Source organism: Variovorax sp. P4_D9 (assembly GCF_056401695.1).
Genome location: NZ_JBFUIU010000245.1, coordinates 1 through 11,667 on the forward strand (window position 1 = coordinate 1; position 11,667 = coordinate 11,667).

The 11,667-nt window shown below is 64.6% G+C and carries 11 protein-coding genes; 3 read left to right on the forward strand and 8 right to left on the reverse strand.

The window, feature by feature from the left end; all coding sequences use genetic code 11:
• Positions 1-66: 66 nt before the first annotated feature.
• The 4 genes from AC1DY5_RS24495 to AC1DY5_RS24510 all read right to left on the reverse strand — a co-directional run bounded on the left by AC1DY5_RS24495 (position 67) and on the right by AC1DY5_RS24510 (position 5,157).
• Entirely contained in the window at positions 67-1,446 is a 1,380-nt protein-coding gene (locus AC1DY5_RS24495) for an aldehyde dehydrogenase family protein (RefSeq protein ID WP_478115582.1), read from the reverse strand.
• 8 nt (positions 1,447-1,454) lie between these two features.
• Complete coding sequence (locus AC1DY5_RS24500) at positions 1,455-3,086, reverse strand: acetolactate synthase large subunit (RefSeq protein WP_478115583.1); 1,632 nt, start codon at positions 3,084-3,086, stop codon at positions 1,455-1,457.
• A 75-nt stretch (positions 3,087-3,161) separates the two neighbouring features.
• A complete protein-coding gene (locus AC1DY5_RS24505; RefSeq protein ID WP_478115584.1) occupies positions 3,162-3,851 on the reverse strand; it encodes a hypothetical protein in 690 nt (229 codons plus the stop codon).
• Between the two features lie 163 nt (positions 3,852-4,014).
• Positions 4,015-5,157, reverse strand: coding sequence for a DNA-binding protein (locus AC1DY5_RS24510; RefSeq protein ID WP_478115585.1), 1,143 nt, complete (start codon positions 5,155-5,157; stop codon positions 4,015-4,017).
• Between the two features lie 218 nt (positions 5,158-5,375).
• On the opposite strand from AC1DY5_RS24510, the gene AC1DY5_RS24515 reads away from it, so the two are divergent.
• Positions 5,376-5,579, forward strand: a complete 204-nt coding sequence (locus AC1DY5_RS24515; RefSeq protein ID WP_478115587.1) for a DUF1016 N-terminal domain-containing protein — start codon at positions 5,376-5,378, stop codon at positions 5,577-5,579.
• 4 nt (positions 5,580-5,583) lie between these two features.
• Here AC1DY5_RS24515 and AC1DY5_RS24520 read toward each other — a convergent pair whose 3' ends face one another.
• The 4 genes from AC1DY5_RS24520 to AC1DY5_RS24535 form a co-directional block, all read right to left on the reverse strand.
• Positions 5,584-5,880 carry a hypothetical protein gene (locus AC1DY5_RS24520; RefSeq protein WP_478115589.1) on the reverse strand — a complete coding sequence of 99 codons (297 nt, stop codon included), beginning with the start codon at positions 5,878-5,880 and terminating at the stop codon, positions 5,584-5,586.
• Entirely contained in the window at positions 5,877-6,212 is a 336-nt protein-coding gene (locus AC1DY5_RS24525) for a hypothetical protein (RefSeq protein WP_478115590.1), read from the reverse strand. The genes AC1DY5_RS24520 and AC1DY5_RS24525 overlap by 4 nt, the downstream gene beginning before the upstream one ends.
• Positions 6,213-6,459: 247 nt before the next feature.
• Positions 6,460-7,419: an amidohydrolase family protein gene (locus tag AC1DY5_RS24530; RefSeq protein WP_478115592.1), complete on the reverse strand. Its 960-nt coding sequence runs from the start codon at positions 7,417-7,419 to the stop codon at positions 6,460-6,462.
• Positions 7,420-7,481: 62 nt separating this feature from the next.
• Positions 7,482-9,563: an NAD(P)-dependent oxidoreductase gene (locus AC1DY5_RS24535; RefSeq protein WP_478115593.1), complete on the reverse strand. Its 2,082-nt coding sequence runs from the start codon at positions 9,561-9,563 to the stop codon at positions 7,482-7,484.
• Between the two features lie 29 nt (positions 9,564-9,592).
• Between AC1DY5_RS24535 and AC1DY5_RS24540 the strand changes: the two genes are divergently transcribed.
• Both AC1DY5_RS24540 and AC1DY5_RS24545 read left to right on the forward strand, forming a co-directional pair.
• Positions 9,593-11,026 (forward strand): aldehyde dehydrogenase family protein, encoded by a 1,434-nt coding sequence (locus AC1DY5_RS24540; RefSeq protein WP_478115594.1) that lies wholly within the window; start codon positions 9,593-9,595, stop codon positions 11,024-11,026.
• 38 nt (positions 11,027-11,064) lie between these two features.
• On the forward strand, positions 11,065-11,667 hold a 603-nt coding region (locus tag AC1DY5_RS24545), incomplete at its 3' end, for a Bug family tripartite tricarboxylate transporter substrate binding protein (RefSeq protein ID WP_478115595.1).

An 11,667-nucleotide genomic window follows, 5' to 3' on the forward strand; every position in this document is an offset into this window, starting at 1 on the left:
ACTAGCATCTATGGCTGATACTTCGACTTGCCTTTGGTTGACCACGCCATCGAAGTGACAGTCCCGCTACGGCAAAGGTCCGACGAACAACTTCTCCGTCTGCATGTCGCGATAGGTATGGGGGATGCCGCCCACGCCGAGCCCCGACTCGCGCAGTCCAGCGAAAGGCATCCAGTCGACGCGGAATGCCGTGTGGTCGTTGACCATCACCGTCGAGGCATCCAAACGCTCGTAAGCGTGCATTGAAGTTGAGAGACTGCGGGTGAACACGGCAGCCTGGAAGGCGACCGGAAGCGCGTTGGCACGCGCAATTGCCTCGTCCAGATCGTCGTAGGCGTAGACGCAGATGACCGGCCCGAACACCTCTTCGGTCGAGACCTTGCTGTCCGGCGGTGGTTCAAGCAGCACCGTTGGCTCATAGCAGGAACTCGAGATCGGCTTGCCCCCGCAAAGCAGCGTGGCACCGCCGTCGACTGCCTCTCGCACCCAGGCATGCACCCGCTCGACCTCCTGATGACGGATCAAGGGGCCCACCTCCGTTTCCGCCGACAACGGATCGCCGACCTTTAGCTTGCGGGCCTCGTCCGCCATGCGACGCGCGAGGTTGTCGCAGATCGAACGGTGCGCATAGACGCGCTGGACCGACACGCACACCTGTCCGGCATGGTAGAAACCGCCTTTCACGAGTTTCGGCAGTGCCGCGTCGAGGTCGGCATCCTCGGCAACAAGGACCGGCGCGACGCCACCGTGCTCGAGCGCGCAGCGGGCGCCGGGTGCCAGCTTCGAGCGAAGCATCCAGCCGACACGGGCGCTGCCGATGAAGCTCAGGAATCCGACGCGCCGATCCGCGATGAGCCGGGTTGCCAAGGCGGTGTCATCGATGACCAGCGCCTGGCACCAGACTTGCGGCAGTCCCGCCTCGTGCAGGATCTCGACAAAGCGCAGGCAGGAGAGCGGTGTGTCGCCAGCCGGCTTGACGATGCTCGGGCAGCCCGCGGCGATCGCGGGGCCGACCTGATGCACGATCAGGTTCAGCGGATGATTGAAAGCGCTGACCGCCACCACCACGCCAATGGGTTCCCGGTGGGTGAACGCAACGCGCCGCGCCGATGCGGTGTTGATGTCCATCGGCACCACGTGGCCGCCCTCGGTCCGCAGCGCGTCGACGCATAGCTGAACGCCGTCGATGGCCCGCGCAACTTCGACGCGCGAGTCCAGCAACGGCTTGCCCCCCTCGCGCGCGGCTTCCAGAGCCAGTGATTCCGCGCGCTCTTCCATGAGTCGGGCCGCCTTGCGCAGGATCTCGATACGGCGAGCGGGCGGCAGCCAGGCAGCGCGGTCGCGAAACAGGGCATGCGCCGTGGACAAGGCTCGCTCGATCTCGGCCTCGCCCGCCACGGCCAGGGTCGCAATCAGACTACCGTCGAAAGGTGAACGAACTTCCATTGGTGGCCTCACAAGGGTGACTTCAGCGCCTTCAGGCGATGTGTCAGCTTCATGTTTTCGCCATAGTCAACCTGGCAGTCGATCACCACCACAGTGTCGTCGGCGATTGCCTGCCTCAGCGTGGGAAGCAGATCCTCAGCGCGCTCGACGCGATAGCCCTTGGCACCGAAGCTTTCGGCATATTTGACGAAGTCTGGATTGTTGAAAGTGATGTGGCTGGGGCGCCCGAAATGGCGCAACTGGTGCCAAGTGATCAGGCCATATTCTGAGTCGTTCCAGATCAACACGACGATCGGCGTGTTCATGCGCAGGGCCGTCTCGATCTCCTGCGAATTCATCATGAAGCCGGCGTCACCAGTCACCGCCACGACCTTCCGCTCCGGGTAGGCGAGTTTCGCGGCAATGGCACCGGGAACCGCGATGCCCATGGCAGCGAAGCCGTTGGAGATGATGCAGGTGTTCGGGCGCTCCGCCTTGTACATGCGGCTCATCCACATCTTGTGAGCGCCGACGTCGGAAATCGCGATGTCATCGGCGGCAAGAGCCTCCCGCAAGTCCCAAACGATTTTCTGGGGCTTGACTGGAAATGCCGTGTCGTTTGCATGCTCGGCACGGTCTTCCACGATCGCACGGCGAACCGCCGTGAATGGCACCGACGGCTGAGGCTTCGACCGCAGTGCGATGGCCCGCAGCGACGACTGGATGTCCCCCAGGGCGCCGACGGCCACGATGTAACGCTCGTCGACCTCCGCGGCAAGGCCGTCGATATGGATGATCGTCTTGTCTCCCTTGGGATTCCACATGTCCGGGTGGTACTCGACCATGTCGTAACCGACACAGATGACCACATCGGCTTTCTGGAGGGCGAACCACGGGAGGTCGGTGGCCTTGAGCCCGATGGTGCCTAGCGACAGTTCGTTCGTGAACGGAACGACGCCCTTGGCCATGAAAGTGTTCGCGACGGGAATACGCAGCACCTCGGCAAAGGTGACGAGTGCCTCTGCGGCGCCCTGGCGGATCACGCCGTTCCCGGCGAGGATCACTGGCGCCCTGGCAGCACCGATCAGCTTGGCGGCCTGTTCGATCTTATGGGCGGGCGCCTCGGGGGTGTACGCTGTCTGGACCTGAATCGGCTGCTTGTCGACTTCCATCTCGGCCACGTTCTCGGGGAAGTCGATGAAGGCGGCACCCGGCTTCTCGGTCTGTGCCACCTTGAAGGCCTTGCGCACCACCTCCGGCACTATTTCGGGCGCCAGGATCTGGGCGGCGTACTTGGTGATTGGCTTGAACAGGCTGACCTGGTCCAGGATCTGGTGGCTCTCCTTGTGGAGACGGGTGGTCGCACCTTGGCCGGCGATCGCCACGACCGGCGCGCGGTCCATGTTGGCGTCGGCGACGCCGGTGATCAGGTTGGTGGCGCCGGGGCCTAGCGTGGACATGCACACGCCGGCCCGACCTGTGAGTCGTCCGTAGACGTCGGCCATGAATGCCGCGCCCTGCTCGTGGTGACACGTGACGAACTTGATGGAGCTGTCGAGCAGCGCGTCCATCACATCGATATTTTCCTCACCCGGGATGCCGAAGATGTATTTCACACCTTCGTTCTCGAGCGCCTTGACGAAGAGTTGAGCGGCTTTCACGTAAATCTCCTGGTTGTTCAATCTGACAGGGCAAGCGGCAGGTAGGTGAACCGCCGTTTCAAAACCACAACGGCGTCACGCCATCGAGACGAGCGGAACAACGCCAATCGCCAACGCGCCGATCACCATGACCACGACCACGACCAGCCCGAGCACCCACGACAACGAAGATCGCTGGTTGTCCCCGTATTCGATGTCCAACAGCGCCACGAGCAGATAGGTCGATGCCACGAGCGGACTCAGCAGATGCAGAGGCTGCCGAGCAGCGAGGCGCGAGCCATCTCGGCGGCCGAGATTACCGTACGTTCCAGCGGTATCGGCCAGGATCGGCAGCACTCCGAAATAGAAGGCGTCATTCGACAACACATAGGTGGCCGGGGCGCTGAGCAGGGCGGTTGCGGGCGCCATGTAAGGACCCAGCCAACCGGGCATCACGTTCAACAAACCGTCTGACATGGCCTTCAGCATGCCCGTGCCGGAGAGAATGCCCGTAAAAATTCCCGCCGCAAAGATCAAGGAAACCACGGCGAGAACATTTGAAGCGTGGGTCGCCAGGCGCGCGTGCTGATCTTTCAGCTTAGGGTAATTGAGGAGCAACGCGACCGCCGTGGCAACCAGGAACAGGGCGGGCAGGGGCAGGATACCCTTAATCAGTGCGTAGAGAAGGGCCAGCGTCAGCAGCAGGTTCGGAATCATCATGGCTGGCCGCCGGATGTCCGAGGAACCATCGATGTCTGCAAGAACGGCATTCTCCACGTCCGGCATCGTCAGCGCGCCAATCCTGCTGCGTTCGCGCAGGCCGAGGTAGGCAGCGACGCCAACCTGGTAGGCGCGTTGATCTGGAGGGAGCGCCGTGGCGTTTAGGCCCTCGAAGAAGGCACGCTTGCGGACCTACTGCAATCCAACGGATTGCTCCGTTTTTCTTGCCTTATCGTCTTCCTCGCGGCGGGGCCTGCAACTGGCGCACTGCTGCCGCCGCGGCGGCCTGACTCTCCCGGAGCTGTGCGATCTCCCGTTCAGACTGCTCCTGCTGGCGCTGCAACTGGGTAGCGAGGTCGGTTGCCCGCTGTTCTGCGCCGGCGGCGCGCTCGCGCAAGGTGGCCAGCTCGACCTGAGCCGCCTGGTGCTCGTGCGACCAGGTGGCCGCTGCGTCGCGGTGCGCAGCCTTCTCGTCCTGCAGCGCTTGCTGGGAAGCGCCCAGAGCGGTGCGAGCTGCCTCCGCTTCAGCAAGGCGGGCCTTTTGTTCCTTGGCGAGGTCGGCGCTGGCTTGGCGCGTGGCGACTCGCTCGCGGTCGATCTCGGAGAGGAGGCGGCGTTCGTGCGCGAGATGGCGCTCCTCGGCCTCGTCCGCGGCGCGCTGCTTGGCGGCGAGTTCCATGCCCGTCTTCTCTCGCAGGGCTTCCTTGCTGGCCACTGCCTCGTCGAGCACTTTTCGAAGGCGCCGCACCTCGGCTTCGGAATCGCTCAGCAAGCGAGCGGACTCTTGCTGCTGCGCGTGCATCTGGGMCTCCATGGCCGTGACYGCCTGRCGKGACGAGGCGAGGGCCTCGTCGAGCGCGACKCGRGCCTGCTCGAAGGAGRTCTYGCGCTGCTGGAGYTCGGCKTCCYTCTGGGTGAGAGCGGCGCGCTCCAGCTCGAGCTCGCGCCGTGTGGCCTCGGTCTTCTGGACCTGCACCTGGTCGGCCTCGCGCCGGGCGGCATCCCAGAACTGTTGGGCGGCCTGGACGATGGCCAGSGGAAGCTGCTGTGCCTCGCCATCGGCCAGGCTKCCGCYGCGACCCTCCAGGCGCTTGCCGAGCGTGGCGAACCAGCGTTCCAGCATGGGACTCACGGTGTTGGGCGAGCCGCTGCCGATCTTCTGGCGAACCCGTTCGATCGTCGGGCGCAGACCCTCGTGCAGCAAGACATCGGCTGCTTCCCAGACCTGCGCCTCCTGGATGCCGCGGCCGCTCCGAGACGGGTAGATTTCGGCGCTCGAACTTTTCAAATCCATGCCCTGCTCCTGGGTCCTGTTTTTACTTGCGATAATAAACAGGTGACGACTCTTACCGATCGGCACGCTGACCACCATGAGCGCCAATGTATCGGTTCGGTGTCGGGCGGAGAGAAGGAGCGGGTTTTGAAGCGAAATCGTCCGGGAAAACTGCCGCCGATTTGACAGTCGGCATGAGCGGTGACCCAACCGTCATCGGCAAGGGGTGGGCGCCGCCGGCAGGGTGCCGGTTCCGACTCAACTGGTCGACGAGCTTGGCAACGCACTGGCGCGGCATGGCTTCGGGCGACAGGTGAGTGCTATCAGCACGATGCGAGGGCAACGCGGCTTCACTCGCAGAAACCTATTTCGCATGCGTCGGTTTTTTGAGGCGTATCGGCGATGAGAAAGTGACACCGCTGGTCACACAACTGCCCTGGACGCACAATCTGATTATCCTGACCCAGTCCAAGCGTCCCGAAGAGCGCGAGTTCTATTTGCGCATGGCCACGCTGCGCTGAAGTTCTACCAATAGGCGGCGTGCATCACCAGTGCTGGAGCGCCTCGCGCACCAGGGAAGGCAAACTGACCCGGCGGCTCGTCTCGACCATCTCCATCGCGTAGTCCTGGCGCAGCCAGGTCCGAAGCCCAGACCACACTCTGCTGCAGCTCCTGCAGCACCGGCGTCGTCAGCTCGGCGAGCACAGTCACGGCACGAGAGACGACACGTTCGTCTTCAACGATGAGACCTGTTGTGAGAGCGATCCACGTCGTAAAACGAGGGGCGCCGAAGCTTTGAACAACGAAGTCGATGGTCCTCAATCCATCCATCGATCGGCAATCCAAAGGCTCCTTCCATGAAACTCGCTACCTTGATTTACAACGACTTCCAGCACGTCGGCGCCCTCACTGACGCGGGGCTCGTTCCTTTCCGGCACGCGCACGGCTAGGATGTCGGCGACCTGCTGCAAAAAGGCCTCACCGCGGGCGATCTGCCCGAGCTCGTGGCCAGCGGCCTTCCCGCAGTGAACGCGGACAGCGTTCGCTACCTGCCACCGGTCGTGAACTCGCCCAAGATCTTGTGCATCGGGCTCACTCAACTGTCCAAGCTCTGGCTGGTTTCGGCCTATGCCCAGCTCGGACAGATCGATCACGGGAGCTTCTTGCGCAAGGGCCTGGGGGGCGAGGCGAAGATACACAGCAAGTGGGCAAGGGTCACCGACAATCCGCGCTTCATCGCGCAGATGCGGGAACACTATTTCGAAGGGCTGATCCAGTGCGGGTCACCACCGCGCAGAACGCGGACGAGTGGGTGGAAGGACAGAGGCGCCATAGCAATGATATGAGCCGGCACTGGTACGTCCACCAGCCCGCGACGCAAGGGGGTGAACACGTCGATCTTCAATCCGGCACGGACAGGCGGTAAACCCGTGCCGCGGTGCGACGGAAAAGTGCTGCTTTCTCATCCGCCGATGCGTCGCGAACAATGTGCTTGAGCGCATTCCACAGGGGGACGAACCCGGCTGCGCGGCCATCGGGCGGGAAGTTGCTCTCCATCATGCACCGCTCAGGGCCGAATGCTTCGATCGCGGCCTCGACATACGGCTTCCATGCGGCGGCGAGTTCGAGGTAGCCCACGGGGTCGGCGCGCTTTTCGAAGCCGAAGCCCCAGAAGGGCAGTCCCAGTCCACCGACCTTGCATGTGATGTTCGGGCGGCGTCCAAGCTCTCGCAGCGAGGCGCGCAGCTTCTCGAACACGTCTGCGCGCCCCTGGGCATCCAGGTCCATGGCCATGGCCTGTCCGACGTGGTTGAGCACGATGCTGCCGTCGGGGAATGCATCGGCCAGTTCCGCGACCTCGTCGAGCTGATGGTGGAATACGGCGGCATCGAAGGCCAGGCCACGGGCAACCACTTCGCGAAAGCCCGCGTGGAATTTCGGGTGCTTCATGATCCCGGGCGCGGGCCGGTTCGTGACATACCGGAACGGCGCGTCGCTTTCATCCTCGATGGTGATCTGCCGCACGCCGCGAAAGCGTTCGGGTGCGCGCGCAATCGCCTGGTCGAGCAATACGCCGACCTGCTCGCCAAAGCGAAGGTCGGCGTGACCGACGATCCCTGCGCAGATGCGGCAGTCGCCATACGCGCCGCTGGCACTCATCGCACCGATGCCGTTGGCGAACTCGATTTCACCCAGCGGCCGGAGCAGCTCCGGTCCGTCGGGGCGGCTGAAGGCCAGCGTTTCGACAAAGATGGACGCCACGATTCGATGCCCCGCACGGACGTCCGCCAGGTAGTCCTCGAACATGTAGCGCAGCGCCGGACGGTCGAACAGGTGATGCGCTGAATCGATGATGGCCAAGTCGGGATTCAGGATTGGCTCATCGCGACCGGCGTGCAGCTGAGGGTAGGGTTGCAGGTTCGTCATGTCAGTGATCCTTGGCGCGATGCGCCATCTGCGAAGCGGATGCCCGCTCTTGCTCCGTACAGCCGCGAGAGTTCATCCAGGTTGGCGTCGCCGCCAAGCTCGTTGGCGCCGGCCTCCACCGTGCTGCGCACGGTGTGCGCGATGAGCATCGGCGCGCCGGCCTCCATGCCGAGCCGGCAGGCGAGGTCCAAGTCCTTCACCATCAGCTCCAGCCGCAGCTTGGCCGTCTGGCCGCCCGAGGCGAGGACTGGCATGATGCGTTCGAAGGCCTGGCTCCAGCCCGAGCTCTTGTTGATCACCCGCTCCATGTCGCCGAGCTTCAAGCCGATCTTGACGCCGAGCGCCACGGTTTCGTAGGCGATCAGGCGATTGCACGCGCCCAGCGTGTTCTTGATCAGCTTTGCCACGTTGCCGCTTCCGCTGGGGCCGAAGTACACGACTGTCGGGCCGGTGAGCTGCAGGATGGCGCGCACCCGCGCGAAAGCCTGTTGCTGGCCACCACAGAAGGTGACGATCTTTCCTTCCGCGGCGCCCTTCGGTCCGCCCGAGACCGGCGCATCGATCATCGCGACCCCCAGGGCCTCCAACTCGGCGGCCAGGGCCCGGGTCGCTGCCGGATCGCCGGTGGTCTGGTCGACCACGATCTTGTCCTTTTCCAGACCTTCGCTCAGCCCGCCCTTTCCGAACAGCACCTCCCGCACGACCGCGGACGTGGGCACGCAGATCATGATCACGTCGCAGGCGCGTGCCAGCGATGGGAGGTCGGGCGCGATGACGGCGCCAGCCGCTTCCAGTTCCCGCAAGGCGTCGACCCGGACGTCATGGACATGAACCTTGCAGGAACAGTCGAGGAGCCTGCGTACGATCGCGCCGCCCATGGCACCCAGACCCACATAGCCGATGACGGGGCCCTGCGTCGGTGCCCGAGGGTCGACGGTATCGGGTGTCTCGGCACGATCGACATCGTCCCTCAGCCGCGTCCCTGCCATCGATTCGATGAGCCCGATCATGTCTTCCAGGCGCGCGTTCGGCCCCACGGTATTGACGCCGATCTGGAGCAAAGCGCGGGCGACGCCGGCAATCGGAAGCGGTGCCCCCGCCTTCATCGACAGGTGGAGGGCCTGGTCGACATCCTTGATCATGAGCGTCAACGCAAAGTCGCTCGAAGCCTTGCCCGCGAGAAGCGCCGGCAGCGCGACCTGGGAGATCCGGCTGCGGCCGGTGCTCTGGTTGATGGCCTCGGTCATCGCCGCCAGCGAGAGACCCTGCTTCCTCCCCATCGCGACGACTTCCAGGGTCGCGAGGCGGCAAGCGGCGTTCATCGAATTGTTGAGCATCTTGATGGCCTGTCCATCGCCCAGGCGCTCGCCGCAGCGCACGACGGTCGGGCTGATGGCGTTCAAGACGGAGGCGACCTGTTCGAAAGCCGCCGCGGGCCCGGACACCATCATCGTGATCCTGCCTTCCTCCGCGGCAGCAACGCCGCCGGCCACGGGGGCGTCGAGCATGGCCACACGCCGCAAGGCCAACTCATGCGCAATGGCGCGCGTCTCCTCGGGCACGCCGCTGGTCTGGTCGATCACGATGGAACCCGGCGCAAGGCCCTCTGCCATTCCCTCCGGGCCGAACAGGAGGCGATGGACGTCCGAACTGCGGGGCAGGCACAGCAGGATGATCTTGCATTGCCTCGCGAGGTCCGCCGCGGTCGGCGCCACCACGGCACCGGCGGCTTCGAACCTGCTTGCAGCCTGGGGGTTGATGTCCCAGACATGCAGCCGATAGTTGCCGAGCAGCCTGCGCGCGAGCGCTCCGCCCATGGCGCCGAGTCCGATGTATCCGACGTTCACATCCGTCATTTGAATTCCATTCCGATGGTTGAGGCGGGTCCCGATCCCGGTCGACCCTTCGAACGGAGCAAACGCAAATTGCGTACCGGCGTTTTTGCGCCCGCGGCGCTGTCTCGCGAAGACATTCGTGTCCTGCCGAAGGACAGAGTGTCGTCGGCGACGGCGCTTAGGGCTTGATCGCTCAGCATGCCGGCGTGGCATGAGTGTTGCGGTCCGCCATCCCATTGGCATCGGCTCACAACAACACTTCAGAGATACGAATGAAACACTACGGAATGTTCTACTTGGATGGCCGCTGGGTGGAGGCGCCCGTCGCCGCTCGCTTCACGCTGATCAACCCCGCGACCGAGACTCCCTACGCGACCCTCGCCCTCGGCAGCGCCGACGACGTCGATCGTGCAGTCGGCGCGGCGCGAAGGGCATTCGCATCCTTCGGTGAAACGACCAAGGCCGAGCGCATCGCGTTGCTGGAGCGCGTGGTCGAGGAATTCGAGGCGCGCGAGGAGGACATCATGGCCGCGGTCTCGCTCGAGATGGGCGCTCCCCGCAGCCTGAAGGCGCACACGCGCACGGGAATCGAGGCGTTTCGACAAGCCATCGTCACCCTTCGCGAGTACGAGTTCGAAACGCGCCTCGGCAGCAACATCGTGCGGCGCGAGCCGATCGGAGTCTGCGGGCTGATCACCGCCTGGAACTGGCCGATCCAGCTAATCTGCACGAAGCTCGCCGCCGCCCTGGCGGCAGGATGCACCGTGGTCTGGAAGCCCAGCGAGTTCACGCCATTGAGCGCCCTGGGCCTGGCGGAAGTCATGCACGCAGCGGGCGTGGCGCCGGGCGTCTTCAATCTCGTGAACGGCGATGGACCGGTCGTAGGCAACGCTATCAGCCGGCATGTCGACATCGACCTCGTGTCGTTCACCGGGTCCACGCGCGCCGGCGTCCTGGTTGCCGAAGCCGCAGCGGCGACGGTGAAGCGTGTGTGTCAGGAACTGGGCGGCAAGTCCGCCAACATCATCCTCCCCGACGCGGACCTCGCGGCCGCAGCGCGATGGAATGTGTCACGAGGCTTCTCCAATAGCGGGCAATCCTGCCACTCGCCGACACGTATCTTGGTCCAAGAGCAGCAGCTCGAGAAATTGGAGGCGCTGCTGAAGGAGGAGGCCGGCAGGATTCGGGTCGGCGACCCGCAAGACCCGGCCACGACGCTGGGGCCGGTGGTCAACAAGGCCCAGTTCGAACGGATCCAGAGCTATATCCAGGTCGGGCTCGACGAGGGCGCCGACCTGCTTTGCGGCGGACCGGGTCGGCCCGCGGAACTGGAGGGCGGCTACTTCGTCAAACCGACCATCTTCTCTCGCGTGAAACCGGACATGACCATCGCCAAGGAGGAGATCTTCGGCCCTGTCCTTGCGGTGATTCCGTATGACACGGAGGCCCAAGCCGTAGCGATCGCCAATGGCACCCCGTACGGCCTGGGCGGCTACGTGTTCTCGTCCGACCGCCGGAAGGCCCATGCCATCGGCGCGCAGATGCGTGCCGGCCGCATCTTCTTCAATGGCGCGCCCAGCAACTACGTGGCCCCCATGGGCGGCTACAAGCAGTCCGGAAACGGGCGTGAGATGGGCGTGTTCGGTCTCGAGGAATACCTCGAAGTCAAGTCGATGATCGGTTTCGACGAGCCTGCGAACGGCTGACGATGATTCCTGCCCGTCGCACAATCCTCGCCTGCGCCTTGGCGCTCGCCGCCGGCATGGCCGCCGCCCAGGCCCACTGGCCCGCCAAGCCGATTCGCATCATCGTGCCGTTCCCGGCGGGGGGCCAGACCGATGTCGCCGCCCGGGTTGTCGGGCGGGCCTTGGGCGAGTCCCTCAAGACGGCGGTGATCGTCGAGAACAAGCCCGGTGCACACGGCTTCATCGGCGGGGCGGAAGCCGCAAAGGCCCCCGCGGACGGATACACCCTGCTGGTGGCCAGCACCGGTGCCGTCGCGATCAACCCGCTGTTGCACGAGCGCATGCCGTACGACCCCAACCGCGACTTCAAGCCCGTCTCGCTGCTGATGACCGTGCCGATCGTGATCATGGCGAACGCGCAGGCCCTTCCGGTGCGAAGCGTGCAGGAACTGGTCGTCTATGCGAAAGCCCATCCGGGACGGGTGAACTATGCGTCGGCCGGCAACGGCGGCTCCTCGCACCTGGTGGCGGAATACTTCAAATACCGCACCGGCATCGCCATGACGCACATTCCCTACAAGGGCGAGGCTCCCGCGACGGCGGACGTGGTGGCGGGGCAGGTGGACCTCATGTTCAACACGCTCGTGAGCACGCTGCCGCAC

Excerpts from the sequence above, each read along its gene's own strand:
- AC1DY5_RS24495 (WP_478115582.1), bottom strand. The coding sequence starts at position 1,446 with ATGGAAGTTCGTTCACCTTTCGACGGTAGTCTGATTGCGACCCTGGCC.
- AC1DY5_RS24505 (WP_478115584.1), bottom strand. The coding sequence starts at position 3,851 with ATGCCGGACGTGGAGAATGCCGTTCTTGCAGACATCGATGGTTCCTCG.
- AC1DY5_RS24535 (WP_478115593.1), bottom strand. The coding sequence starts at position 9,563 with ATGCCAATGGGATGGCGGACCGCAACACTCATGCCACGCCGGCATGCT.
- AC1DY5_RS24540 (WP_478115594.1), top strand. The coding sequence starts at position 9,593 with ATGAAACACTACGGAATGTTCTACTTGGATGGCCGCTGGGTGGAGGCG.